This is a genomic window from Jatrophihabitans sp. sgz311053 (assembly GCF_056135305.1).
Genome location: NZ_JBWAXP010000002.1, coordinates 771,572 through 792,628, shown reverse-complemented (window position 1 = coordinate 792,628; position 21,057 = coordinate 771,572). Strand labels below are relative to the sequence as shown.

The window sequence follows — 21,057 nt, the reverse complement described above, 5'->3', positions numbered from 1 at the left end:
CCCGACGACGGCGACGGCAACGACGACCAGCGCTGTCGCCACCGTGACGCCCGCACCGACAACGGCACCCGCGCCGGCGACCGGCAAGGAGGCGCAGCGCTCCCCGTCGTCGCTGCCGGCGGTGTCGGCACGGGCCCGCAAGGCGGGGCTGCGCGACGTGCGGACGGTGGTCCCCGACGCGGTGATCGACCTGCGGTACGCCACCAAGGACAACTTCACCAAGACCAGGCTCTACCCGCGCAACGCCCGCTGCCTGATCCACTCCTCCCTGGCGAAGGGCCTCGCCGCGGCGGGGCGGGCAGCACGCCGGGCAGGCCTGCAGCTGGTGTTCTGGGACTGCTACCGGCCGCACGCGGTGCAGGTGCGGATGTTTCGCATCGTCCCCGACCCCGCGTGGGTGGCACGGCCGGGACGTTATGCCCGCAGCCACGAGGCCGGCCGCTCGGTGGACGTCACCCTGGCCCGGCACGGCCGCCACCTGCAGATGGGCACCGGCTTCGACGCCTTCACCGCCCGCGCCACGGCGTACGCGACCAGGGGCGTCTCGGCGAAGGCGGAACGGAACCGCGCCCTGCTGCGGAAGGTCATGCGCGCCGGCCGGCTCCGGGTCTACGCCGGCGAGTGGTGGCACTTCGACGGCCCTGGCGCCGATCGCGACCGACCCTTCCTCCGGGCGCCGGTCTACTGAGTCAGGACTGGCCGTCGATCTTGAGGACGCCGTCCTGCCGGACGAGGCGGAAGGTGGTCTGCTGCCGGACGACGTTGCCGTTGGAGTAGCGGTAGACCAGCAGGGCCGTCACGGTGCGCGGGGCGTCGCCGCGGGGGTTGATCACGTCGACGCTGTCGACGCTGTCCCAGTACTCGTCGTAGCTGTCCCGACCGCCGGCACGCCCCTGCTGGAACGACGGCGTCAGCCGGGCCCACCCGGCATCGAGGTCGTCCGGGACGAGCTGAAAGTACTGCTCGACGGCCGACGTGAGCTCGTCCGCGGTCGGCGCCGCCGTCGCCGGGGACGTGGTGGCGCGGCTCGACGAGCTGGGCGGCGGTGTCGTCGGGGTGGTGGCCGACGCACTGCTGCTCGTGGCCGACGCCGACGACGAGGCAGCCGTCGAGGGCGTGGAGCGCGCCGAGCGGGAGACGCTGGGCGAGGAGACGAGCGGGGTGTCGGAGCCGCTGGCCGTGCGGCCGCTGTCGGTGCCGCGGCGCAGTACCAGCACCACCGCGACCACGGCCAGAGCGACGACGAGCACGGCCGCGAGAACGGGGAGCACGAAGCGCCGACGGTCGGCCTCACGTCGGTCGGCAGGAGCCCGACCGACGGCGGGGGCCTCCTCACGCCGTGGCGGCCGCACCGGTGGCATCGGCGTGACGGGCACCGGGGCGGTGCGGCCCTCACCGGTCGGTGCGGACTGCGTTCGGAGCACAGTGGTCGCGGCGGTGTCGGGGGCGCCACCGTCCGCGGTCAGCGGGTGCAGATCGGGCAGCCGGCTGGCGATGTCGACCATGGTGGGACGGTCGGCCGGGGCCGGTGCCATCATCTCGGCCAGGACGGGCGCGAGCATGCCGGCTCGTTGCGCCGGTTCCGGGTGGCCGGAGGCGACCCGGTGCAGCACCGCCATGGGGTTGCCGTCGTCGCCGAACGGGGTCCGTCCCTCGACGGCGAAGTAGAGCGTCGAGCCCAGCGAGTAGACGTCACCGGCGGCGGTGGAGTCCTCGCCGCGCGCCGCCTCGGGCGCCAGGTAGGCGGGGGTGCCGGTGACCATGCCCGTCGAGGTGACAGTGACGTCGTCGAAGGCGTGGCTGACGCCGAAGTCAGTGATCTTCACCGTGCCGTCGTCGGCCATGAGCACGTTGCCGGGCTTGACGTCGCGGTGGACGATGCCGACCCGGTGCGCCGCTGCCAGCGCCGCCGCCACCTGGGTGCCGATGCGGGCCACCTCGTGCGGCGGGAGCGGACCGTCCTCGCTGACCACGGTGGCCAGGCTGCGGGACGGGACGTACTGCATGATCAGGCAGGGCCCGCCGTCGTCGTCGACGACGTCGTAGACCTGGACCGCGTTGGGGTGGTGCAACCGCGCCGCGATCCGCGCCTCGCGCATCGCGCGCTCCACGGCTTGGTCGCGCTCGGCCGGAGCGACGCCGGGCTGCAGGTGGAGCATCTTGACCGCGACATCGCGCCGGAGCGTCTCGTCCCGTGCCAGCCACACGGTGCCCATGCCGCCGGCGGCGATCTGGCGGCGCAGCAGGTAGCGGCCCCCGATCCGTCGCCCGTCGGACACCGGACACTCCCCCTTCGCCGTCGATGACCGAACGAACTTACCCGGGTCTCGAGCCCGGCACCGGATCCTCCACAGCGGACTGTGACGTGAACCGGCCGCGCCCGGTGTCTACGGTGTCGACATGGCCGACGCCGGCGCGAAGCCGTATCACCACGGCGATCTCAAGGCCGCCCTGGTCGAGGCCGGGCTGGAGCTCGCGCGCTCTGGCGGTCCGGACGCGCTGACGCTGCGGGAGGTGACCCGCGCCGTGGGTGTGACGCCGAACGCGGCCTACCGGCACTTCGCCGACCGCGAAGCACTCGTGCTCGCGGTGGCCGGCCGCGCGCAGAGCCTCGTCGCGGAGACCATGGCAGCGCACATGGCCTCCGCGGAGACGGACCCCGGTCGGCGTGCGATCGCCCGGCTACGGGGAGTGGGTCTCGGCTACATCGAGTTCGCCCGCGCCGAGCCGGGCCTGTTCCAGCTCGCCTTCCGCTCGCACCAGCAGTTCGTCCGCGGGCCCGAGGCTGCCGAACCCCCTCCCTTCCGACTGCTCGTCGAGGCGCTGGACGGACTCGTCGCCGCCGGGGTGCTGGCTCCGGCGCGCCGGGAGAACGCCGAGTGGCCGTGCTGGTCGGCGGTCCACGGCCTGGCCGACCTCGCCACCCGCGGCCCGCTGCACGATCAGCCCGGCTCGACCGTGCACGCGCTCGCCGAGCTGGTCGTCGACCGCATCATCGCCGGGGTCTGCGCGGCCGGATGACGAACCGGCGACATCGGTTCACGTGAACCGATTGCCGGGTGCTTGCACCGAACCCCCTCCCCGGCCAAACTGAGCTTGCGGGGCAGTACCTAACCGAAACCACATGCATTGGTCGGTGGCCTCGTGCACCCCTTCTCCCGCTCTGCCGCCGCCCTCGGCGTCGTCGGCTCGCTTCTCGCCGCCGGGGCGGTGCTTGCCGTCGGAGCCGACCCCGCGCAGGCGGATGCCGGTCCGGTCAGCTGCGGCGGTGGGCGCTGCCAGGTCAGGTTCGACGTCACCGACGCCACCGACCGCTTCGTCGTGCCCGCGGACGTCACCGAGGTCAGCGTGGTCGCGGCCGGGGCTGCCGGCGGCGACGCCGACCTCGCGCCGGGCGGCGTGGGTGCCGTCAACACCAACCGGGTCACGGTGGCAGCCGGTGACACCTTCACCGTCGTGGTCGGGCGGGCAGGCAGCGCCTTCGGACCGGCCGGCTTCGGCGGCGGCGGCGCGGCCGGGCGTGCCGGCGCCGGCGGCGACACCGCCACGACGGTCACCTCCGGTGGCGGCGCCTCGGCGGTGTACCTCGGCGACCGCGCGGTCTCGGTGGCCAGTGGTGGCGGAGGCGGCTTCGAGTCGGCGGACGCTTTCGCCGCCGGCGGCAACGGCGGCGTGCTGGGCCAGGTCGCAGACCCCGGACAGGGACCGGACGGGACCCTGCCGCCGAGTGGAGCCGAAGAGCGGACGCCGGGCTCAGGAGGTCGTCTCGCCGCCCCCGGCGACCCGGCCGACCCCAGCGACCCCACCGGCCCCACCGACACGAGCGACCCGGCCGCCGCCGGCGGTGACGGCACCGAGAGCACGAGCACAGCACCCGGCCGGGGCGGCAACGGAGCCACCGCCCTGCCGGGCGGCTCCGGCGGTGGGGGTGGCTATGCCGGCGGTGGCGGCGGCGCGACCAACCAGAGCGGCGCCGGCGGCAGCAGCTGGTACGACAGCACCCTCGGCGGCACGTCGGAGACCGACTCGAAGGGCAACGACGGGCCCGGCTACGTCACCTTCACCTGGACGGACCCCGGCGCCGTCACCGGCACCACCCTGACCGTCTCCCCGAGCACCACCCCGACGACACGCGACGACGTGCGGCTCCTCGCCCAGATCGCGGCCAAGGACGGCCGGCAGCCCACCGGCACCGTGACCTTCTACGACCTCGACATCTCGCCCGCGGCTGCCATCACCGGCTGTGCGGACGTCGTCGTCGCCAGCGACGGCAGCGCCGCCTGCGCGGCGAGCGACCTGCGCGCCGAGGGCGTCCACCACGTGAGCGCAGCCTTCACCGCGGCCGACAGTGCGGCCAACTCCACTTCGCCCCCGCTGAGCTACACCGTCTCCGACGTTCCGGTCATCACCACCACGGCGCTGCCGACGGGGACCTACGGCCGCCCGTACACCGCAGCTGTCCTCGCCGAGGGCGGCTCGGGGACCTACGCCTTCGCCGTGGCCAGCGGCGCGCTGCCGGCGGGACTGTCGCTGGCAGCGGACGGCACCGTCTCCGGAACGCCCACAGCGGCGCGGTCCAGCGACGTCCGGATCCGGGTCACCGACGACCAGAGTCCGCCGCAGTCCGCGCTGAGCAAGGTGCTCTCCATCGTCGTCGCCAAGGCGGAGACGCCCACCCCGACGATCACCTGGACCCCGGCGAGCCCCCGAGTCGGCGGAACTGACACCTTCGGCGTCGTCGGGCGCGGGGACAACACCGCCTCCCCCGTCGCGACCGGCAACGACAACTGCGTCGTCACCGGCGCAGGTGTCAGCTACCTGCATGCCGGCACGTGCAGTCTCCGGGTGACGCAGGCCGGCGACGCCAACCACGAGGCGGCCGACGATGTCGTCGTCACGGCCGAGGTGGCCAAGGGCGATCCCGCCGTCACCCTCGCCCTGCCCGGCACGGCCGTCCACGGCGAGGCCGTCAACGCGACCGTCGGCGCGGACGTCGCCGGAAGCCTCACGGTCGCGGTGGACGGCGACCCGGTCGGCTCCCCCGTCGCCGTCGGCCCGACAACAGGAGCCGGCAACACCGCAGGAGCCGGCAATGCGGTGGTGCCGCTCGACTCACTGGCGCCGGGCGTCCACGACGTCTCCGCCGCCTTCACGCCGAGCGTCGCCGCCGACTGGCACGGCGTCGCCGCTACTGCGCGGTCGGTGACCGTCGTGGCGGCGACGAGCACGACCACGGTCGCGATCACCCCGGCCGGTCCCGTCGCTCGGGTCACCGTCGCCCGTCCCAGCTCCGACTCCCCCGCCGGCACCGTGGAGTTCAGCAGCGGCGGCACGGTGCTCGGCACCGCCGTCGTGGTGCCGGAGGCCGACCCCCGCAGCGGGACGGCGACGTTGGGCACCCCGCTGGCCGTCGGCCTCAAGGACGTCACCGCCACCTACTCGGGGGTGACGGTGGCCGGACGCCTGCACGTCGCGGCATCGGTCGGCCGCGCGGAGCGGGTCCCGCTCGCCATCACCGCCACGGTGACCCCGGCCCGTCCCGCGTCGGGGTGGTACCGGACACCGCCGCGGGTGAGCTTCAGCTGCCAGCCGGCGACGGTGAGCTGTCCGGCGCCGGTGGTGGTCTCGACCTCGGGACGGCGGACGGTGACCCAGAGCGTGACGGCCGCCGACGGCACCACCGCCAGCACCGCCGTGGACCTCGCCGTGGACCTGGCTGCCCCGGCGGTCCCGACCCTGCGCGGACCGGTGGCGAACACCTACTACCCGGCGGCGCTGCCGAAGGCCAGCTGCGCGTCGAGCGACGCGGTGTCGGGGCTCGCGAGCTGCGCGGTGTCGCAGACGAGCACGGAGGCGACCGTCACCTGGACCGCCACCGCCACCGACCGCGCGGGCAATGTCGCCCGGCGGGTGGTCACCGCCTACCGGACGGCCTACCTCGTCGGGGCCGACTACCGCAGCACGACACCGGTGGTCCGTGGTGGCAAGCGGTACACCGTCGTGGTGGCCGCGACGACGCGCCCGACGCTGCTGGCGCCGGTGCTCGCCCCGGCCCGACCGGCCAGGGCCGGCAGCGGCTTCGTCCGCAGCAGCGGCACCCGCTGGGTGGCGACGCTGACGATGCCGAAGGCGGTGGCCGGGCGTCCGCTGGCGAACCTGGGCATCCGTATCGGGTCCACCACGAGGGTGATGGCGGTCAAGATCGTCCGCTGACCGGCGGGCGCTTCGGGCAACCCGACTCACAGTGACGCCGGGTTTGCCCCGGCTCCGATCTGGTTACGTTTCCAGTGCCCGACGCACGCGCGGGTACTCGACTACAGCATCGCAGGAGCGTCGCCATGGACTGGTACGTCTGGCTGATCCTGGTCGTCGTCGTGGTCGCGCTGATCGTTGGCGGCGTGATGGCGATCCAGGCCCGTCGCCGCAGGGGCGGGGTCATCGTCGACCCCGCCAAATCCCCCCGCACCGGCCGGGGGTCCTAGATGGCCAGCCGCCTGCTGCGCACCTCGGAGATCACCAAGCTGCCCGTCGTCACCTTCGCCGGTGAGGACGTCGCCCAGATCAAGGACATCGTCTTCGCCGCCGGCGGTGGCGAGGTCGGCGGCTTCACCCTCGCCGGACGGGGGCTGTTCGCCGGGCCTCTCAAGCAGTCGCTGCTCTGGACCTCCGTCCACGCCCTCGGCGCGGACGCCGTCATGATCGTCGACGACTCGGCGCTGGCGGAGAAGGAGGCCGTCCTCGACCACTCGGCGGCCACCGGGGGCTCGGGCGGCAACGTCCTCGGCTCGCGTGTCCTCACCGACGACGGCACCGATCTGGGTCAGGTCGTCGACGTCGTGGTCGAGGTGGGCGGCGGCGGTCGCGAGCAGTGCGACGTCGTCGGCTACGAGATCGAGGCCAGCGAGGCGCTGGCCGCCGCCGGGAACGCCACCCGCGGCACCAAGCTCTTCATCCCGTTGCCGGACACCATCGCCGCCTCCGGCGAGCACCTCATCGTCCCGGCCGCGGCCAAGGACTTCGTCCGCGACGACCTCGCCGGCTTCGGCGCCGCCGTGGTCGATTTCCGCAAGCGTCTGGAGGCGAACGGCTGATGCTCTTCTCCGAGGTCTCCGGCCGCAAGATCGTCAGCACGAGCACGGCCGAGACGGTGGGCAAGGTCGACGACTTCGTCATCGACCCCGCCACCCGGTCAGTCGTCGCGCTGCTGGTGAAGAAGGCCGACAGCGGCGACACCCTGGAGTGGCCGGCCATCACCGCCGTCGGGGCGGACGCCGTCACCGTCGGCGACGCCTCGGCCATCGCGGCGGCCTCGGGACGCACCGCCGAGCTCACCGGCAAGGAGCACCGCGCCGTCGGCAAGCGCGTCCTCACCACGGCCGGCGACGAGATCGGCAAGGTCCGCGACGTCGACTTCGACCCCGCCGGCGGGGCGCTCGGCACGCTGCACGTCGACGACCGAGAGGTTCCGGGTGACGACCTGGTCGGCATCGGCTCGTACGCCGTCGTCGTGAGGGTGGACTGACGCGTGGAGACGATCCAGCGCGACCGGATCGCCGGCGGCCAGGGCTTCTTCGCCGCATTGGATCAGAGCGGCGGCAGCACGCCCAAGGCCCTGCGCGAATACGGCATCGCCGACGACCGGTGGTCGACCGAAGACGAGATGTTCGATCTCGTCCACGCCATGCGGACCCGCATCATCACCAGCCCCGCCTTCACCGGCGACCGGGTGCTCGCCGCCATCCTCTTCGAGCAGACCATGGACCGCGAGATCGAGGGGATGCCGACCGCGCGGTACCTCTGGGACGTCAAGCAGGTCGTCCCGATCCTCAAGGTCGACAAGGGGCTGGCCGACGAGGCGGACGGCGTCCAGCTGATGAAGCCCATCGACACCCTGGACGAGCTCCTCTCGCGCGCGAAGGACAACGGCGTCTTCGGCACCAAGATGCGCTCGGTCATCAAGACCGCCAACGAGCAGGGCATCGGACAGATCGTCGCCCAGCAGGTCGAGGTGGCAGAGCGGATCGCCGCTGCGGGTCTGGTGCCCATCCTCGAACCCGAGGTGAGCATCGACGCCCCGGACAAGGCCGCCGCCGAGGCGCTGCTGCACGACGGTCTCGTCGCGCGGCTGGCCGGTTGGGACGCCGAGCTCCCGGTCATGCTCAAGCTCACCATCCCCGACGAGCGGGACCGCTACGGCGATCTCGCGGCCGACGGGCGGGTGCTGCAGGTGGTCGCGCTCTCCGGCGGCTACGACCGGACCGAGGCCTGCCGCCGACTGTCCGCCGAGCCGCACATGATCGCCAGCTTCTCCCGCGCCCTGCTCGAGGGGCTCTCCGACGGCCAGAGCGACGACGAGTTCAACGCCACCTTGGACTCCGCCATCGCCGAGATCTACGAGGCCTCCGTCAGCAAGCGGGGCTGAGGGCCGCCGGCGGCCACTGGTCACTCGCACGCCCGGAAATCGGTTCACGTGAACCGATCGGCGGGGACGACACGCCGTACTGACGGCCCTACGGTGGGTCGGTGCCCACCGCCCGCGACCTCACTCTGGCCACGCTGCACCGCCAGCAGCTGCTGCAGCGTGAGCGGCTGGCCGTGCCCGAGGCGGTGCACCGGATCTTCGCCGTCCAGGCGCAGGAGCCCGCGTCGCCGTACCTCGCGCTGTGGAACAGGGTCGAGTCGCTCTCGGCGGCCGACGTCGACCGCGCCTTCGCCGAGGGCGAGCTGATCAAGGCCACGCTGCTGCGGATCACCCTCCACGCCGTGACCGGGGACGACCACGGCCCGCTCCACGTCGCCATGCGATCCAGCCTGCGCCGGTCCCGGTTGGGGGATCGCCGCTTCCTCGACCAGGGCCTCACCACCGCCGACGCGGACGCGATGCTGGACCACCTGCTCGCCGACGCGCTGCGGCGTCCCCGCAGCAACGCCGAGATCAACGCCGAGATCGCCGCACTGCTGCGCGATCGCGGCCCCGACCTGCCCTCCCCCGGACTGTGGTGGGCACTGCGGACGTACGGGCCGGTGCGCCACGCCGTCACCGGAGGTCCGTGGTCCTTCGGTCCGCGGCCGGCCTACGTGGCCTCCGATGCCGTCCCCGAGATGGACGAGACCGCCGCGATCGGCCACTACGTCCGCCGCTACCTCGCCGCGTTCGGTCCGGCGACCGTCCGCGACATGGCCCAGTTCTCGCTGCTGAGACGCCCGGTGCTGCGGGCGGTGGCCGAGGCGGAGGTGGCCGACGGCCGGCTGGAGCGGCTCACCGACTCCGAGTACTACGACGTCGCCGGCGCGCCGGTCACCCCCGACGTCGACGTGCCGCCCCGGCTGTTGCCGATGTGGGACAGCGTCCTGCTCGCCTACGCCGATCGCAGCCGCGTCATTCCCGAGGCCTACCGGGCGCACGTCATCCGGCGCAACGGCGACACCCTCGCGACGGTGCTCGTCGACGGTCGCGTGGCCGGCGTCTGGCAGGCTCGCGCCGACGGCATCGAGGTGGGCGCCTTCGCGCCGCTCCCCGCCCGCGTGTGGCGTCAGCTCGCCGAGGAGGCGTCCGCACTGCGGGAGTTCCTCGCCGAGCGCGACCCCGAGGTCTATCGCCGGTACGCCCGCTGGTGGGAGACCCTGCCGCTTACGCAGTCCCGACAGCTCTGAGCCGCCGGCCGGGAGGCCTGACCGTAGGCTCGGCCGGATGAGCGAACCGGAGTGGGTCCAGCACGCGATCTGGTGGCACGTCTACCCGCTGGGCTTCACCGGCGCGGACCCGCGCGGGGACGACCGCAGCGCCGGCCGGGGTCTGGATCACCTCACCGGCTGGCTGGACCACGCCCGCGACCTCGGCGTCAACGGCCTGGCGCTGGGTCCGATCTTCGCCTCGGCGACGCACGGCTACGACACCACCGATCACTTCGCCGTCGACGACCGGCTCGGTGACGACGCGGCCTTCGACCGGCTCGTCGCGGCGGCCCGCGAGCGCGGCATCCGCATCATGCTCGACGGCGTCTTCAACCACGTGGGACCCGGCTTCGGGCACGACGACTGGCTGCGGCGTGGTCGCGACGGCAATCCGAAGACCTTCGAGGGGCATGGCGGGCTCCTGGCCCTGGACCATGATCATCCCGCCGTCGCCGACCATGTCGTGGCCGTGATGGACCACTGGCTCGAGCGTGGCGTCGACGCCTGGCGCCTGGACGCCGCCTACAGCGTGCCGGCGCGCTTCTGGGCCGCGGTGCTCCCCCGCGTCCGGGAGCGGCACCCGCAGGTCTACGTCGCCGGCGAGGTGCTGCACGGTGACTACGCGAGCTACGTCCGCGACGCCGGCCTGGACGCCGTGACGCAGTACGAGCTGTGGAAGGCGATCTGGAGTTCGCTGGCGCAGCGGAACTTCTTCGAGCTCGATCACGCTCTCGGCCGGCACAACGGCATGCTGGAGACCTTCGTGCCGTGGACCTTCGTCGGCAACCACGACGTCACCCGCATCGCCAGCCAGCTGCCCGACGAGCGCCACCGCGACCACGCGCTCGTCCTGCTCATGACCCTCGGCGGCACCCCGGCCGTCTACTACGGCGACGAGTTCGGGCTGGCGGCGGTGAAGGAGGAGCGGGCCGGTGGCGACGACGCGATCCGCCCCGCCTTCCCGGCCCCCGGGGAGCCGGTGGGGTCGACGGCGACCCTCGCGCGGCACCAGGAGCTGATCGGGCTGCGGCGCCGTCATCCGTGGCTGCACACCGCTCGCAGCGAGACGCTGCAGCTGACCAACGAGTCCGTCCTGCTCCGGTTGTCGTCGGGCTGGAGGTCGCTCACGATTGCCCTCAACATCGGCGACGAACCGCTCCCGGCGCGGGGTGCGGTGCTCGCCGGGGAGGTCGCGGACGGTGCCGTGCCGCCACACGGCTGGGCTGTCCTGGACTGACGTCAGCGGGGGCTTTCCCCTTCATCGGTCGTTCGTCCGCGCCCGGGTCACGGCCCGTGCCACGACACATCGATGACATCGAGTCCCGGATCACGCGAACGACCCGGGAGTCTGCGCCGGCCGACCAGCGACTCAGCGGGCCACTGCCAGCGCCGCACGGGCAACGGCGCGAACTTCCGGCAGGGCACCCCCGGTCAGCACGCGGAACAGCGGCGGGCCCACCAGGACGGCAGCCACGACACCGGCGTCGACGGCGCCGTCCAGATCCCCGCGGGAGACGGCCCGCTCGATCAGCGGCTGCAGTGCGGCGTCGAAGAGAGTCGCCCCGGCCATCAGTGCGGCGACCTCCCGGTCGTGCTGGGCTTCCCCGACCAACGCCCGGTATCCGGCGCCTGCGTCAGAGGTGGTGAGGAAGGCCGTCACTGCCTCGACGAAGGCGGCGAGGTCGTCGAGGGTGCTGCCGTGGTCGTCGACGGCGAGCTCGCGGACGGCGTCCGTCATCGCCGCCTCGAAGAGGACCTCGGCCTTCGACGACCACCACCGATACACCGTCTGACGGCCGACCCCGGCTCGCTCGGCGATGGCGGTCATGGTGAGCGCGGCGTAACCGACCTCGACCAGCAGGTCGTCGACGGCGTGCAGCACCGCGGTGCGGGCCTGCTCGCTGCGCGGTCGACCGGTACGTGCCGGAGTGGTCTTCACCGCACCAGTGTATCGAGACACGCCGTCTCGTTTGGTGCTACTTTCGAGACATGACGTCTCACAAGTCGGTACTCGCCGGAATCGTCGCTATCCGGACGGCCGAAGCCCTTGCCAGCAGCGCGATGCTGCCCTTCATCGTGGTGTGGGCCTACCGCGATGTCGGCCTGGGAGGTATTGCCGCGGGCCTGCTCTTCGTGGGTCAGGCCCTGGGCGAGTTCGTCGGCGGCGTGCTCGGCGGCGGACTCGCCGACCGCTTGGGCCGTCGACGGGTGCTGCTGGTGTCGACACTCGGCATGGCCGTCGGCTACGGCGCGCTGTCGTTGGCCACCTCGCCGTGGCTGGCGATCTCGCTCTTCCTGGCGGCGGGGGTCTTCGAGTCGGCCTTCCATCCGACGACCGCTGCCATCGTCGGCGACGTCACCGAGCAGCACCGACTCGAGCACGCCTTCAGCCTCGTCCGGGTCGGCTCCTACGCCGGCCGCATCGCGGGTCCGGTGCTGGGTGCGCTGGCCGCGCTGGCCGGCCTGCCGATGGTCTTCGCCGTCAGCGGCGCGCTGCTCGGAGCCGCGCTGCTCATCGAACTCGCCGTCGTCCCCGCCGATGCTGGGGGCGCCGACGACGTCGACGACGGGCCGGAGATCCCGCCGGGCACCCTGCGTGCGCTCCGCGGCGACCGCCACCTGCTCTGCCTCGTGCTCGGCGGCGGGCTGCTGGCGATCGCCTTCACCTGGTGGGAGTCCGACGGACTCGTGGTGATCCGGGAACAGACCCCGCTCGGCTCGACCGCCTACGCGGCCCTCTTCACCATCGCGGCCGCCGTCGTCGTCGCGGGACAGCTCCCCCTCAATCGGTTGCTGCGAGGCGTGGCCGCGCCGCGTCTGCTCCTCGGTGGCGCGGTAGTCCAGGCGGTGGGGCTGGCTGTGCTGACCGCGGCCGCCGGCGGGTATCCGGTGCTCGTCGCCGCGGTGGTGCTGATGGCGCTCGGCGAAATGGCCTACGCCCCGACAGTCGCCGCGGTCGTCAGCAGGCGAGCGCACCCACGGCAACGCGCCTCCTACCAGGCCGCGCTCTCGATCACGGAGGACATCGGCACCGCCGTCGGGCCGTTGAGCGGTCTGGCTGTCGCGCGGACGACCACGGCGGCGGGTCTCTGGAGCGTGGCCGCGGCGTTGTCGGCGCTGGCCGGACTGCTGGGCCGTGCGGGCGCGCGCGATGCCAAGACGTCGGGGAGCGCGGTTCCCGGTCCGGAGATCAGCTCGTTCAGGTAGGCGCCTCGTGCTCCGCGGCCGGACCGGCGACGGTGTCATCGGGTCCGACGCACACCAGCAGCCGGCTGACCTGCGTCGCCGGCGGTACGGCGACACCGACGCCTGGCGCAGTGCGCAGCGACAGTCGGCGAGCATCGGACGGCTGCTGCGCGACCGGCATCTGATCGGCCGCCTCCTGGTGGTCCACGCCTGAGCCGGTACCGGCATCCTGTAGCCATGCTCGACATCACGATCTCCGGCAATGCCATGCAGATGGCGCTCGTCCAGCTGCAGCCCGGCCAGGTCATCTACACCGAGTCCGGCAAGTTCCTCTTCAGCTCGGGCGACGTGGTCATGGAGACCAAGCTCAGCCAGCCCAGCGGCGGCGGCCAACCGGCCGGCGGGCAGCCCGGCTTCGGCGGCGGCGGGGCGCTCGGCGGGCTGCTCCGCGGTGCCATGGAGGCCGGCAAGCGGATGATGGCCGGCGAGTCGTTCGCCTTCTGCCACTTCCACACCCCCGGCGGGGACGGCCTGCTGGCGCTGGCCGGGGTGCTGCCGGGCGAGATGCGGGTGATCGAGCTCGACGGGCAGACCACGTGGTTCGCCGAGAAGGACGCCTTCGTCGGCGCCGAGGCGGGCGTGAACTTCGACATCGCCTTCTCCGGGCTGCGGCAGGGCTTCAGCGGCGGCGAGGGCTTCGTCCTGGAGAAGTTCACCGGACGCGGCAGCCTCATCATCGCCGGCGCCGGCAACTTCATCGAGATCAACCCCGCCGACTACGGCGGCAAGATCAAGGTCGACACCGGCTGCGTCGTCGCCTGGGACCACAACATCAGCTACGGCATCGAGCGGGTCGGCTCGCTGAACCGGCAGGGCGTCATGAACGCGATGTTCGGCGGCGAGGGCTTCAACCTGGCCACCCTCACCGGCAACGGTCAGGTGATCCTGCAGTCGATGACGATGAATGCGCTCTCCTCGGCGCTGGTGAAGAACGCCAAGAAGGGTGACGACACCGGCCCCGGCGCCATCGGGGGTCTGTTCGGCGGCAGCCGAGATTAGACATCGCGGCGGCAGCCGAGATGAGACGGGGCGGTGGCAGCCGAGATCAGGTATAGCGGTGGCAGCCGGACCTGACGGGCACGATGGACCCATGACCGAGTCCCGCCCTCCGTTCCCACCCTTCGACGCCGAGTCCGCCGCGGCCAAGGTCCAGGCCGCGGAGGACGCCTGGAACACCCGCGACCCGCAGCGGGTCGCCGGCGCGTACACCGTCGACTCGGTGTGGCGCAATCGCGACACCTTCCTCACCGGCCGCGGCGAGATCGTCGAGTTCCTCACCGCCAAGTGGGCCCGCGAGCGGAACTACGCGCTGCGCAAGTCGCTCTGGGCCTTCGCCGGCAACCGCATCGCCGTGCGCTTCCAGTACGAGTGGCACGACGACGCGGACCGCTGGCACCGCAGCTACGGCAACGAGCTCTGGGAGTTCGCCGACAACGGCCTGATGCGGCGCCGGGAGGCGAGCATCAACGACGTCTCGATCACCGAGACTGAGCGGCGCATCCACGGCCCCCGCCCGGAGTCCGAGCGGGGCGTCGAGTTCCCGCTGGCCTGACGGGCTCAGGAGAGGGCGCGCAGCTCCTCGGCGTAGCTGACCGAGGTCCGGTGCAGGACACCGTCGGCGTCGACGACGTACTGGCCCATCGTCTGCAGCGGCGGCGAGTAGGCGTGGATGCTGACGCTGCCCGGTTCGAGGCCGGTCAGCCGGTGGATGTGGTCGGGACCGAAGCTGTACGCGGTCCCCGCGGCCACCTCGGTGCGCACCTCCGGGCGTCCCACGGCCAGGTTGTGCTCGACCAGCCGGCCACGCGCCACCGCCACCGCGCCGGAGGAGATGTCGTGGTCGTGCCAGCCGGTGTCGTTGACCGGCGTCCAGCAGAGCAGCCAGACGTCGACGTGCTCGTCGCGGGAGAGGCAGACGTAGTGCCGTTCGTCGTCGTCGAAGGCGACGAGCTCGGCCCACTGCTCGGGGCGTGCCGCGACGGCGGCGACGAGCTGCAGCAGCTCGTCCTGGTCGAGGTGACGCGCCGGGCGATCGTCCGGACCCACTGCCGCGGCGACATCGGCGATGGCGCGGGCCGCATGTGCCGGAACCCCACCCCCGAGGTCGTGGCGGGTGTAGGTCGTGGACGTCGTCATCGCTTCCTCCTTGGCTGGTGAATCGCTTCACTGTAGCGCTTAAGCGCTTGGGCGGGCAGACGTCACCGCGACGCGCCGAGGAGACCACGACCGGCTGCCGGCGCGACCGTTGCGCTGGCGCGATCCGGTGTGGTTGCGTCACGCCGAGGCCGGTCAGCGCTGCTCCCGGCTCGCCTGCGGATCGAAAGAGATGCCATGCCCGAGCTGGAACCCCTGCTGTCGACGCCGTTCGGGGCCGATCCGGCGCAGAGGCCGAACCCGGAGTCCGAGACCGCCGCGGGTGCGGAGCCCGAGACCGCCGTGGGCGCGGCGTGGATCGGACGGTTCTCCCTGGCCTGGCTCGGCTTCTGGATGGCGAACCTGGTCCCGCTGCAGCTGCTCATCCCGGATCAGCTCGCCGCGATCACACCGCAGCACAAGGTCGCCGCCTTCGCCCTGCTCAACGTGGTCTCCGGTGTCGTCGCCCTCGTCGCGCTGCCGATCTGCGGCATGCTCTGCGATCACTCCCGCAATCGATTCGGCCGGCGGCGGAGCTGGATCGCCGGCGGCACCGTCCTCTTCGCCGCCGGCCTCGTCCTCACCGGGACGCAGCACTCGGTGGCCGGCCTCACCGCAGTGTGGAGCGTGAGCATGCTGGGGCTCAGCGCGGTGACGGCGGCGCTCACCGCCGTGGTGGCCGATCGTGTCCCGGAACGGCAGCGGGGCACGGTCTCGAGCGCGATCTTCGGCCCGCAGGCGCTCGGCGTCGTCCTCGGCATCGCCGTCGTCTCGGCGCTGGACCTCACCTCGCTGCAGGGTTACCTCGTCATCGCCGTGGCCTCGGTGGCCCTGACGGCGCCGATGGTGCTGCGGTACCGCGAGGTCGCCCCCGACACCGACGCGACGCTCACCCTCCGCGCGGTCGCCGGCGGCCTGCGCGTGGACCTGCGGTCCAATCCCGACTTCGGCTGGGCCTTCGCGGGACGGCTGCTGGTCAACCTCGGCAACTCGCTGGGGACCTGCTACCTGCTGTACTTCCTCACCGATGCGCTCCGGGTGCCGGACCCGGACCAGTCGCTGCTGCTGCTCACCGTCCTGTACCTGCTGGCGGGACTGGCCGCCACCTACGTCTTCGGCTGGCTCTCCGATCGGCTGGCCCGGCGCCGCATCTTCGTCCTGGTCGCCGCCCTGCTGCAGGCCGTGGCCGGGTTCCTGCTCGCCCTCTCACCGACCTTCGGCACCGCCGCCGTCGCCGCGACGCTGATGGGTGGCGGCTTCGGCGCCTACATGGCCGTGGACCAGGCGCTGGTGACCCGGGTCCTGCCCGACGCGCAGACCCGCGCAAAAGACCTGGGGATCATGAACATCGGCACCATCGTGCCGCCCACCCTGGCCCCGCTCGTCGCCGGTGGGCTCATCTCCTCCGACGGGCAGGGCTACACGTCGCTGTTCACGCTCGTCGGCGTGATCGCCCTCGCCGGAGCCGTGCTGGTCTACCGCGTGCGATCCGTGCGCTGAGCGGGGATCTCGTTACCATCGCACGATGCGGGAGCGCAGCCGGCGGGTCACCCTGCGCGACGTCGCGCAGGAGACAGGACTCTCCACGGCCGCGGTCTCCTACGCACTGCGCGGGCTGCACCTGCCGCCCGAGACTCGCGCCCGGGTGCGCGAGGTGGCCGACCGGCTGGGCTACCAGGTCGATCCCGTCGCCCGCGCACTCGCCTCGGGACGCACCGGCTACGTCGGCGTCCTCTGCGGCTCGCTGAGCGACATCTGGCAGCAGAACGTTGCCGCGGCGCTCGGCCGGGGTCTGCTCGAGCACGACCGGCACGCCCTCATCGTCGACGCTTCCAACAGTCCCGAGCTGGAACGCACGCTGGCGACCCAGCTCGTCGACCAGCGCGTCGACGCTCTCATCGCGCTCTGGGCCGATCCGCATGCGGCGCACTGGGCCGAGATCGGCGAGCGGACCGTGCTGGTCTCCATCGGCGACGGGCTGGCCGGCGCGCGCACCGCCGTCGAGGTCGTCTTCGACAACGACGGCGGGGTCCGGGCGGCGCTCGGCGCCCTGCATGCCGAGGGCCATCGCGACATCGCGGTGCTGACGGCCTCGCATCGCGGCAGTCCGGAGACCCCCGCCGCCGAAGCGGTACGGCGGGTGTCGGCCGAGCTCGGGCTGCGGGTGACGCTGCACCGGACCCCGTACGACCTCGACGGTGCCGCAGCGGTGGCGCGGCAGGTGCTCGGGTCCGAACCCCGCCCGACGGCCTGCTTCTGTCTCGCCGACGCCATGGCCTACGGCGTCTACGCCGCCACCGCCGAGCTGGGCCTCGCCATCCCCGGTGACGTCTCGGTGCTGGGGTACGACGACGACCCGGTCTCGCGCCTGCTCACGCCGCCGCTGTCCAACTACCGCTGGCCGGTGGACGATCTCGTCAGCCACGTCGTCGAGCGCACCGTGCGCGCCATCGACACCGAGAAGCGTTCGCAACGCAAGTGGCTCACCCCGGTGGAGCAGCGGCGCGGCTCGGTGGGGCCTGCGCCGCGCTGAGGTCCTCGCCGATCATGTCGGTCCCGTCCGGTTGACTGGAGACGTGCCCACTCGAACGCGTCGCTCCCGGACCGCAGTCATGCTCGCCGTCGCCCTGCTCGCCGGCGGCAGCCTGGCCGCCTGCACCGGCTCGGACGGCCCCACCGCGCAGCAGCGGGCCGCCTCCCGCTTCCTGGACGCCGTCGGCTCCCGCGACGCGACGACGGCGGCCACCGCGACGACGGCGCCGGCGACGGCGAAGGCCGCGATCACGGCCTCGCTGACGGGTCTCGGCACGACGGCCCGAGCCGACATCGACCTCGGGGCCACCACCGGCTCGGGCGACCGGACCCGGGTCGCCTTCACCGCGACCTGGAAGCTGGCCGGCGGACGCAGCTGGCGTTACCGCGGCGAGGTGCCCCTGACCGAAACCAAGGCCGGCTGGCGGGTGCGCTGGCAGGACGGCGTCCTGCATCCGAGACTGGCCGCCGACCGCCATCTCGAGGCGGTCCGGCTGCAGCCCACCCGCGCGGCTCTGCAGGACAGCGCCGGCCGCCCGCTCGTCACCCCCACCCCCGTGGTGACCGTCGGCCTGGAGAAGCAGCGGGTCACCGACGCCGCCTCGCTGGCCCGTGCGCTGTCACGGGTGAGCGAGCTGCAGTCCACCCGCGCCGAGATCCTCGCCGCCCTGGCCAAGGCCACGCCGACGGAATTCGTCCCCCTCATCACGCTGCGCCGGACCGTCTACGAGCGGATCAGGTCCCGCATCTACGACCTGCCCGGCACCGTCTTCCAGAGCGAGACCCGGCTGCTGGGGCCGACGGCTACCTACGCTCAACCCCTGCTCGGTCGGGTCGCCGACGCCACCGCCGAGATCGTGGCCACGTCCGGCGGACGGATAGCGGCCGGGGACAGCACCGGCGTCGGCGGCCTGCAGCAGGCGCTGAACAGCAGCCTGGCCGGCCGGCCGGGGCTCCAGATCGTCGCGGCGCCGACGAGCACCGCTGCCAGCGAGACCGCCACCCGTCTCGCCACCGTCGCCTCCCCGGTCGCCGGTACCCCGGTGAGACTCACGCTCGACTCGAGGGTGCAACGAGCGGCCGAGTCCGCGCTCTCTAAAGTGACCCAGAAGGCCACCGTGGTCGCGGTGCGGCCGTCGACCGGCGCGATCCTCGCCGACGCCAACACCGCAACCGTCGACTACGACTTCGGCCTGGCGGGCGCCTTCCCGCCGGGATCCACCTTCAAGATCGCGACCTGGACGGCCGCCTTCACCGCCAGACCGTCGCTGACCCCGTCGACGAAGGTCCGCTGCCCGGCGACGGTGACCGTGGACGGCCGCCGCTTCGAGAACGAGGACAGGTTCAGCCACCCGCCGATCCCCGTCAGCTCGGCCTTCGGCTACTCGTGCAACACCAGCGCGATCGACGTCGCCACCACCCTGCCGGCATCAGCGGTGGGCGACGCCGCGCGCCGACTGGGGTTGGGTCGCGACTGGCAACTGCCGGTGGAGGCCTTCAGCGGCTCGCTGCCGGCGCCGGCGAGCCAGACCGAACGCGCGGCCGACGCCATCGGACAGGGCCGGGTACTGGCCTCTCCCCTGCTGATGGCGCTCATGGCCGGCTCGGCCGAGACCGGCACCGTCGTCTCACCGTCGCTGCAGGTCGGGCGCCCCGGCGCGGCGGCGACGCCACTGCCGACGACCCTCGTCGCCGAACTGCGCCCGCTGCTGGCCGCCACGGTGAACCTCCCCGACGGCACCGGCCGCAGTCTGGCCGGGCTCGGCGGCGTCGTCGGCAAGACCGGCACGGCCGAGTACGGCACCGCGACCCCACCGCGCAGCCACTCGTGGTTCGCCGGGGTCCGCGGTGATGTCGCCTTCGCCGTCTTCGTCTACGACGGCGCCTCGTCGGGCACCACGGGCGTCGCCGTGGCCAAACGCTTCCTCACGGCACTGACGTGACCTCCGGTGCCAGCCTCGCCAGGGCGTCGAGGGACGGGACGACGTAGTACGCCCCGGTGAGCGGGACGACGTAGCGGGTCAGTGCGCAGCGGATGCCGTCGCCGACGCCGGCCATCCGTCGCAGCATCTCCGCCATCCGCCACTGGTCGTGGCTGAAGCCAACGAACATCGTGCCGTGGTCGGTGACGCCGCCGTAGGCGACGTTGCGGCGGTAGATCTCGAGCTCCTCGCCGTCGCGCTCCACCACGGTGCGCGAGACGTGGGAATCGGCGGGCATGACGTCCTCGTCGAGCTCGACGCTGTCGGCCTTGGTCCGCCCCATGGCACGCTCCTGGACCTCGACCGTCGCCGCCTGCCAGCGGGCGGTGTCGTGGCGCCACAGCTGGACGAGCACCACCGAGGCACCCGCGCCGGGCCGGCCGTCCGGGACCAGCGCGACGGCCGGCGCCTCGGCCGCGGTCGGGTTCTCGGTGCCGTCGACGAAACCGGTGAGATCGCGATCGTGGCGATACACCCAGCCGGTGATCTCGCCGGCGAGCCCGGCGTGGGGCCGTAGCGCCGCGATCACGTCACGGGCGGCGTCGAAGACCGCACTGCGCCCACCGGAGACCCACACCCACAGGTCGTGCGGAGTGGCCGGCATCGTGAAACCGTCCGGGCCGACGACGGGCTCGGACCAGTCCGACACCTCGGCCGGCACGTGCTCCGGTGCGGCATGGGCCGCCCAGAGGCCCGGCCGGACGCCCACCACGACGTTCACCCCGGCGGTCGTGCTGACCCCGGCGGGAAGCCCCGCCAGCACGCCGAGCGCCGCCAACGGCTCGACGCAGTCGAACTCCAGGTAGCAGTGGTCGGTCGTGCCCTGGGCGAAGATTCCCGGCTGCGCTCGCATGCCTGGGAGTCTGCCCGCCGGGGGCGGCTGTGCGGCGGACGGGTCAGGCTGCCTCGACCGGCGGACGGAAGAGCTCGTGGTAGCCGGCGACCGCGCCGCCGGCCCGGAAGCCGAGCCGGCCGAAGAACCGGCGAGCGCCGTGGTTGGCGTGCCAGGTACGCGCCTGCATGGCCACCCGTCGGCGATCGGCCGTGGCGGCGAGTCCGGTGAGCAGCTCGGTGCCGATCCCCAGTCCGCGCAGCCCGGACCGCAGGGCCACGTCCACCACGGTGAGCGTGGCGCCGTCGTCGGCCACGATCAGGTGCCCGGCGCGCAGGCCGCGGAAGAGGACCACCTCGTAGCGCGCGGACGGGTGGTCGCACCGCCAGGACCGCCGCTGCGCGCGGAACTGCATGTCGACGATGACGTCGCGGGTGTCCGGCGGGAGCAGCAGCAGGTCGTCACGGGTGTCGGCGAAGAGCCCGCGGACGAAGCCCTCGTCCCGGGAATCGGCGGCACGACATGCCACCTCGGCGTGCGGGGTGACGGGACCGCTGTCGATGCGGTCGGCTAGTTCGGTCATCGTCTGCTCCTGAACGTGGGGGGAACGTTCGTTGACACCGAGCATACTTAACACAGATCACACATCAAGCCCCG

Annotated in this window: 21 protein-coding genes; 16 read left to right on the top strand and 5 right to left on the bottom strand. The window is 72.9% G+C overall.

Translation table 11 applies throughout. The features are described 5' to 3' along the window. The first annotated feature begins 43 nt into the window (after positions 1-43). Positions 44-688, top strand: coding sequence for a M15 family metallopeptidase (locus AC0NZQ_RS12660; RefSeq protein WP_474531386.1), 645 nt, complete (start codon positions 44-46; stop codon positions 686-688). A gap of 1 nt (position 689) precedes the next feature. Here the strand turns inward: AC0NZQ_RS12660 and AC0NZQ_RS12655 are convergent, their stop codons facing one another. Next, the gene (locus AC0NZQ_RS12655) at positions 690-2,279 is read right to left on the bottom strand and encodes a serine/threonine-protein kinase (protein ID WP_474530200.1); all 1,590 of its coding nucleotides are present in this window, start codon (positions 2,277-2,279) and stop codon (positions 690-692) included. Between the two features lie 121 nt (positions 2,280-2,400). Between AC0NZQ_RS12655 and AC0NZQ_RS12650 the strand changes: the two genes are divergently transcribed. The 8 genes from AC0NZQ_RS12650 to AC0NZQ_RS12615 all read left to right on the top strand — a co-directional run bounded on the left by AC0NZQ_RS12650 (position 2,401) and on the right by AC0NZQ_RS12615 (position 10,912). After that, positions 2,401-3,021, top strand: a complete 621-nt coding sequence (locus AC0NZQ_RS12650) for a TetR/AcrR family transcriptional regulator (RefSeq protein WP_474530198.1) — start codon at positions 2,401-2,403, stop codon at positions 3,019-3,021. Positions 3,022-3,144: 123 nt separating this feature from the next. Next, positions 3,145-6,213 carry an Ig-like domain repeat protein gene (locus tag AC0NZQ_RS12645; protein WP_474530197.1) on the top strand — a complete coding sequence of 1,023 codons (3,069 nt, stop codon included), beginning with the start codon at positions 3,145-3,147 and terminating at the stop codon, positions 6,211-6,213. Positions 6,214-6,338: 125 nt separating this feature from the next. After that, positions 6,339-6,482: a hypothetical protein gene (locus AC0NZQ_RS12640; protein ID WP_474530196.1), complete on the top strand. Its 144-nt coding sequence runs from the start codon at positions 6,339-6,341 to the stop codon at positions 6,480-6,482. Further along, on the top strand, positions 6,483-7,091 hold the full coding sequence (locus AC0NZQ_RS12635; protein ID WP_474530195.1) for a PRC-barrel domain-containing protein: 609 nt from the start codon (positions 6,483-6,485) through the stop codon (positions 7,089-7,091). After that, positions 7,091-7,522 carry a PRC-barrel domain-containing protein gene (locus AC0NZQ_RS12630; protein ID WP_474530194.1) on the top strand — a complete coding sequence of 144 codons (432 nt, stop codon included), beginning with the start codon at positions 7,091-7,093 and terminating at the stop codon, positions 7,520-7,522. Before AC0NZQ_RS12635 ends, AC0NZQ_RS12630 begins: the two co-directional genes overlap by 1 nt. Positions 7,523-7,525: 3 nt before the next feature. After that, positions 7,526-8,422: a fructose bisphosphate aldolase gene (locus tag AC0NZQ_RS12625; protein ID WP_474530193.1), complete on the top strand. Its 897-nt coding sequence runs from the start codon at positions 7,526-7,528 to the stop codon at positions 8,420-8,422. A gap of 101 nt (positions 8,423-8,523) precedes the next feature. After that, a complete protein-coding gene (locus AC0NZQ_RS12620) occupies positions 8,524-9,654 on the top strand; it encodes a winged helix DNA-binding domain-containing protein (RefSeq protein ID WP_474530192.1) in 1,131 nt (376 codons plus the stop codon). A 37-nt stretch (positions 9,655-9,691) separates the two neighbouring features. After that, positions 9,692-10,912, top strand: a complete 1,221-nt coding sequence (locus AC0NZQ_RS12615) for an alpha-amylase family glycosyl hydrolase (RefSeq protein WP_474530191.1) — start codon at positions 9,692-9,694, stop codon at positions 10,910-10,912. A 132-nt stretch (positions 10,913-11,044) separates the two neighbouring features. Here the strand turns inward: AC0NZQ_RS12615 and AC0NZQ_RS12610 are convergent, their stop codons facing one another. Then, positions 11,045-11,614 carry a TetR/AcrR family transcriptional regulator gene (locus AC0NZQ_RS12610; RefSeq protein WP_474530190.1) on the bottom strand — a complete coding sequence of 190 codons (570 nt, stop codon included), beginning with the start codon at positions 11,612-11,614 and terminating at the stop codon, positions 11,045-11,047. Between the two features lie 50 nt (positions 11,615-11,664). Between AC0NZQ_RS12610 and AC0NZQ_RS12605 the strand changes: the two genes are divergently transcribed. From AC0NZQ_RS12605 to AC0NZQ_RS12590, 4 genes are all read left to right on the top strand, one after another. Beyond that, the gene (locus AC0NZQ_RS12605) at positions 11,665-12,882 is read left to right on the top strand and encodes an MFS transporter (protein WP_474530189.1); all 1,218 of its coding nucleotides are present in this window, start codon (positions 11,665-11,667) and stop codon (positions 12,880-12,882) included. Between the two features lie 7 nt (positions 12,883-12,889). Beyond that, complete coding sequence (locus tag AC0NZQ_RS12600) at positions 12,890-13,075, top strand: hypothetical protein (protein ID WP_474530188.1); 186 nt, start codon at positions 12,890-12,892, stop codon at positions 13,073-13,075. A gap of 23 nt (positions 13,076-13,098) precedes the next feature. Next, positions 13,099-13,920, top strand: a complete 822-nt coding sequence (locus AC0NZQ_RS12595) for an AIM24 family protein (protein WP_474530187.1) — start codon at positions 13,099-13,101, stop codon at positions 13,918-13,920. A 91-nt stretch (positions 13,921-14,011) separates the two neighbouring features. Next, complete coding sequence (locus AC0NZQ_RS12590; protein WP_474530186.1) at positions 14,012-14,473, top strand: nuclear transport factor 2 family protein; 462 nt, start codon at positions 14,012-14,014, stop codon at positions 14,471-14,473. A 5-nt stretch (positions 14,474-14,478) separates the two neighbouring features. Here AC0NZQ_RS12590 and AC0NZQ_RS12585 read toward each other — a convergent pair whose 3' ends face one another. Further along, the gene (locus AC0NZQ_RS12585; RefSeq protein ID WP_474530185.1) at positions 14,479-15,057 is read right to left on the bottom strand and encodes a cupin domain-containing protein; all 579 of its coding nucleotides are present in this window, start codon (positions 15,055-15,057) and stop codon (positions 14,479-14,481) included. 195 nt (positions 15,058-15,252) lie between these two features. Here AC0NZQ_RS12585 and AC0NZQ_RS12580 point away from each other — a divergent pair, with 195 nt between their 5' ends. Genes AC0NZQ_RS12580 through AC0NZQ_RS12570 form a run of 3 tightly spaced genes read left to right on the top strand, consistent with a single transcriptional unit; the run spans position 15,253 to position 19,529 of the window. Beyond that, entirely contained in the window at positions 15,253-16,554 is a 1,302-nt protein-coding gene (locus AC0NZQ_RS12580; RefSeq protein WP_474530184.1) for an MFS transporter, read from the top strand. A 25-nt stretch (positions 16,555-16,579) separates the two neighbouring features. Further along, positions 16,580-17,587 (top strand): LacI family DNA-binding transcriptional regulator, encoded by a 1,008-nt coding sequence (locus tag AC0NZQ_RS12575; RefSeq protein ID WP_474530182.1) that lies wholly within the window; start codon positions 16,580-16,582, stop codon positions 17,585-17,587. 43 nt (positions 17,588-17,630) lie between these two features. Next, positions 17,631-19,529, top strand: a complete 1,899-nt coding sequence (locus tag AC0NZQ_RS12570; protein ID WP_474530181.1) for a penicillin-binding transpeptidase domain-containing protein — start codon at positions 17,631-17,633, stop codon at positions 19,527-19,529. On the opposite strand, the gene AC0NZQ_RS12565 is transcribed toward AC0NZQ_RS12570, so the two are convergent. Together AC0NZQ_RS12565 and AC0NZQ_RS12560 are read right to left on the bottom strand one after the other, a co-directional pair. Beyond that, positions 19,513-20,421, bottom strand: a complete 909-nt coding sequence (locus tag AC0NZQ_RS12565) for a Dyp-type peroxidase (protein WP_474530180.1) — start codon at positions 20,419-20,421, stop codon at positions 19,513-19,515. The genes AC0NZQ_RS12570 and AC0NZQ_RS12565 overlap by 17 nt on opposite strands. A gap of 43 nt (positions 20,422-20,464) precedes the next feature. Then, the gene (locus AC0NZQ_RS12560) at positions 20,465-20,983 is read right to left on the bottom strand and encodes a GNAT family N-acetyltransferase (RefSeq protein ID WP_474530179.1); all 519 of its coding nucleotides are present in this window, start codon (positions 20,981-20,983) and stop codon (positions 20,465-20,467) included. Between the last annotated feature and the right edge of the window lie 74 nt (positions 20,984-21,057).

What these genes read in the sequence shown, in the direction of transcription:
- AC0NZQ_RS12650 (WP_474530198.1), top strand. Translation starts at nt 2,401, where the DNA reads ATGGCCGACGCCGGCGCGAAGCCGTATCACCACGGCGATCTCAAGGCC.
- AC0NZQ_RS12640 (WP_474530196.1), top strand. Translation starts at nt 6,339, where the DNA reads ATGGACTGGTACGTCTGGCTGATCCTGGTCGTCGTCGTGGTCGCGCTG.
- AC0NZQ_RS12635 (WP_474530195.1), top strand. Translation starts at nt 6,483, where the DNA reads ATGGCCAGCCGCCTGCTGCGCACCTCGGAGATCACCAAGCTGCCCGTC.
- AC0NZQ_RS12630 (WP_474530194.1), top strand. Translation starts at nt 7,091, where the DNA reads ATGCTCTTCTCCGAGGTCTCCGGCCGCAAGATCGTCAGCACGAGCACG.
- AC0NZQ_RS12615 (WP_474530191.1), top strand. Translation starts at nt 9,692, where the DNA reads ATGAGCGAACCGGAGTGGGTCCAGCACGCGATCTGGTGGCACGTCTAC.
- AC0NZQ_RS12605 (WP_474530189.1), top strand. Translation starts at nt 11,665, where the DNA reads ATGACGTCTCACAAGTCGGTACTCGCCGGAATCGTCGCTATCCGGACG.
- AC0NZQ_RS12595 (WP_474530187.1), top strand. Translation starts at nt 13,099, where the DNA reads ATGCTCGACATCACGATCTCCGGCAATGCCATGCAGATGGCGCTCGTC.
- AC0NZQ_RS12590 (WP_474530186.1), top strand. Translation starts at nt 14,012, where the DNA reads ATGACCGAGTCCCGCCCTCCGTTCCCACCCTTCGACGCCGAGTCCGCC.
- AC0NZQ_RS12585 (WP_474530185.1), bottom strand. Translation starts at nt 15,057, where the DNA reads ATGACGACGTCCACGACCTACACCCGCCACGACCTCGGGGGTGGGGTT.
- AC0NZQ_RS12580 (WP_474530184.1), top strand. Translation starts at nt 15,253, where the DNA reads ATGCCCGAGCTGGAACCCCTGCTGTCGACGCCGTTCGGGGCCGATCCG.
- AC0NZQ_RS12575 (WP_474530182.1), top strand. Translation starts at nt 16,580, where the DNA reads ATGCGGGAGCGCAGCCGGCGGGTCACCCTGCGCGACGTCGCGCAGGAG.
- AC0NZQ_RS12565 (WP_474530180.1), bottom strand. Translation starts at nt 20,421, where the DNA reads ATGCGAGCGCAGCCGGGAATCTTCGCCCAGGGCACGACCGACCACTGC.
- AC0NZQ_RS12560 (WP_474530179.1), bottom strand. Translation starts at nt 20,983, where the DNA reads ATGACCGAACTAGCCGACCGCATCGACAGCGGTCCCGTCACCCCGCAC.